The sequence below is a fragment of the Flavobacterium sp. genome, from assembly GCF_041392085.1.
In the GTDB taxonomy this organism is placed as follows: Bacteria; Bacteroidota; Bacteroidia; order Flavobacteriales; family Flavobacteriaceae; genus Flavobacterium.
Genome location: NZ_JAWKMW010000001.1, coordinates 1 through 2,669, shown reverse-complemented (window position 1 = coordinate 2,669; position 2,669 = coordinate 1). Strand labels below are relative to the sequence as shown.

Annotated in this window: 3 protein-coding genes; 2 read left to right on the top strand and 1 reads right to left on the bottom strand. The window is 36.8% G+C overall.

Going from position 1 to position 2,669, the window contains the following annotated elements; genetic code table 11:
- Positions 1-901, bottom strand: a 901-nt coding sequence (locus R2782_RS00015) for a TonB-dependent receptor plug domain-containing protein (RefSeq protein WP_371265994.1), incomplete at its 3' end; no start/stop codon positions are given.
- An 86-nt stretch (positions 902-987) separates the two neighbouring features.
- Here R2782_RS00015 and R2782_RS00010 point away from each other — a divergent pair.
- Together R2782_RS00010 and R2782_RS00005 are read left to right on the top strand one after the other, a co-directional pair.
- A complete protein-coding gene (locus tag R2782_RS00010) occupies positions 988-1,641 on the top strand; it encodes a metal-dependent transcriptional regulator (RefSeq protein WP_188361460.1) in 654 nt (217 codons plus the stop codon).
- A gap of 1 nt (position 1,642) precedes the next feature.
- Entirely contained in the window at positions 1,643-2,464 is an 822-nt protein-coding gene (locus tag R2782_RS00005) for a ZIP family metal transporter (protein ID WP_371265993.1), read from the top strand.
- The last annotated feature ends 205 nt before the right edge of the window (positions 2,465-2,669 follow it).

Below are 2,669 nucleotides of genomic sequence, written 5' to 3'. Positions count from 1 at the left end.
ATCCGAATGTTCGGTTTTGCATGGTAGTGATTTCCGTAAAATTATCATTGTTGGCATCAAACGCACCACGATCACGAAGCATGGCAAAAAGTTGAATTCCTTGATTTAAATCATCTGACAAAACTGTTCCGTTTAACGTTAAGGCTTTATCGGGTACATTTCCGTCAATTAATCCTAGATGTGAATTAATTTCAAACGAATTTTCTATTGGATCTTTTGTAATGATGTTGATGGTACCCGCAATAGCATTTGAACCGTATAAAGATGAACCGCCACCACGCACCACTTCAATTCGTTCTATCATATTTGTTGGAATTTGATCTAAACCATACACCCCATTTAAAGCTGAAAAAATCGGTCGGCTATCCATTAAAATTTGAGAATAAGCACCATCTAAACCATTCATTCGAACTTGTGAAAATCCGCAATTTTGGCAATTGGTTTCCATCCGCAAGCCAGGTTGAAAACTCAATCCTTCCGATAAACTGATGGCTTGTGCTTTTTGTAAAACTTCTGAATTTGTAACGGTTACAATCACCGGAGCTTCGGTTCTTTTTTGCAATCCACGAGTGGCCGAAACAACTACTTGATTGAGGCCGAAAACACTTTCTTCTACATTAAAATCCAAATGAATTTTTCCTCCCGAAGGAACATTAATATTTTTTTCTTGGTTTTTAAAGCCGATTGCTTGCACGATAATGGTTTGCTTTCCTGACGGAACTTCAATGGAATAATTTCCGTTTTCATCAGACGAAGTCCCTGTTGTTGCATTTTTTAAAAGAATACTCGCAAACGGAACCGCTTGACCTTCAGATAAAATATGACCCACAACCGTTCCTTTTTCTTGACCTTGTGAAAATAGAGTAAACAATAAAACAACTAAAAGTATAATTTTTTTCATACCAAAAAATAAATTTAGACAAAACTAAAAATTATTTTACTTATATCAAATTATCTTAGTATATTTGTTTTCAATTAATTGAACTTATGACCTATTCGGAAGAAAATTATATCAAAGTAATTTATCATTTATCGTTGGTTTCGCCTAAAGGAATTAATACCAATGCGATTGCAGGGATGATTGAAAGCAAGGCTTCTTCGGTTACGGATATGGTGAAGAAATTAGCCGAAAAGGAATTGGTTGACTACCAGAAATACCAAGGTGTGACACTCACTCAAAAAGGATTACATGCGGCCAAAATGATTGTGCGAAAACATCGATTGTGGGAAGTTTTTTTAGTAGAAAAATTAGATTTTACGTGGGATGAAGTACATGATTTAGCCGAAGAATTGGAGCACATTAAATCGGAGAAATTAATCAATCGATTGGATGAATTTTTAGGCTTCCCTAAAGAAGATCCGCACGGCGATCCGATTCCTGATCGATATGGGCAAATGATCAAAGTGGAAAAACAATTACTTTCAGAAGTTGGTTTGAACAAAAAAGTGATGTGTTTGGGTGTAAAAGACAGTTCGCCTAGTTTTTTGCAATATTTAGATAAGCATCAAATTTCGTTAGGCTCTGAAATTGAAATTATCAATAAAGAAGCTTTTGATATGTCGTTGACTATTTTAATGAATGGAAAAGAGATTTTAATCTCAAATAAAATTGCCGGAAATTTATTTGTAAAAGTAATCTAATATGTTTGATAGCATTGTTGCTTATTTATCGAGTATTGACCCCATTTTAGCGGCTTTGTTTGCCACGTTATTTACTTGGTTTTTAACCGCTTTGGGAGCTTCGGTAGTGTTCTTTTTTAAAACCATGAATCGTGCCGCTTTAGACGGAATGCTCGGTTTTACCGGAGGTGTAATGGTTGCAGCCAGTTATTGGAGTTTGCTTGCACCTGCTATTGAAATGTCGGAAGGGGAAGGATTTGTAAAAGTGATACCCGCCGCAGTTGGGTTCATTCTAGGAGCTTTTTTCTTGTTCGGATTGGATAAATTGCTACCCCATATCCACATCAATTTTAAAGAAACCGAAGGGGTAAAATCACCTTGGCAAAAAACAACGCTTTTGGTTTTGGCTATTACCTTGCACAATATTCCTGAAGGGTTAGCGGTTGGCGTTTTATTTGGTGGTGTTGCGGCAGGAATTCCCGAAGCATCCATTGCAGGAGCTACAATTTTAGCGATTGGAATTGGTATTCAAAACTTTCCGGAAGGAATTGCTGTTTCCATGCCGTTGAGACGAATGGGAATGAGCAGAAAAAAGAGTTTTTTATACGGGCAATCTTCCGCTTTAGTCGAGCCCATTGCCGGCGTTTTAGGAGCGGTTGCAGTAACGTTCTTTACACCAATTTTGCCGTATGCTTTAGCATTTGCTGCCGGAGCAATGATTTTTGTAGTGGTGGAAGAAGTAATTCCGGAAACGCAACAAGATAAACATACCGATATTGCAACACTGGGATTTATTGGCGGATTTGTAGTAATGATGAGTTTGGATGTAGCGTTGGGAAGTTAATGACAGCCACAATCGTTGCTACCACCGCAGTTCTTTTTGGGTTTCTTTTTTCCAAAAAAATGAAAATAGAGAACAGCAATTGCAATTCCTAGAATGAAAAATGCGATTATTTCCTGAAAATCAATCATACTGCAAAGATAAAAGGTTCTCTATCAAAAACAGAGAACCTTTAACAAACAAATAAAAACATTATTTAAAATTGTGC

Excerpts from the sequence above, each read along its gene's own strand:
- R2782_RS00010 (WP_188361460.1), top strand. The coding sequence starts at position 988 with ATGACCTATTCGGAAGAAAATTATATCAAAGTAATTTATCATTTATCG.
- R2782_RS00005 (WP_371265993.1), top strand. The coding sequence starts at position 1,643 with ATGTTTGATAGCATTGTTGCTTATTTATCGAGTATTGACCCCATTTTA.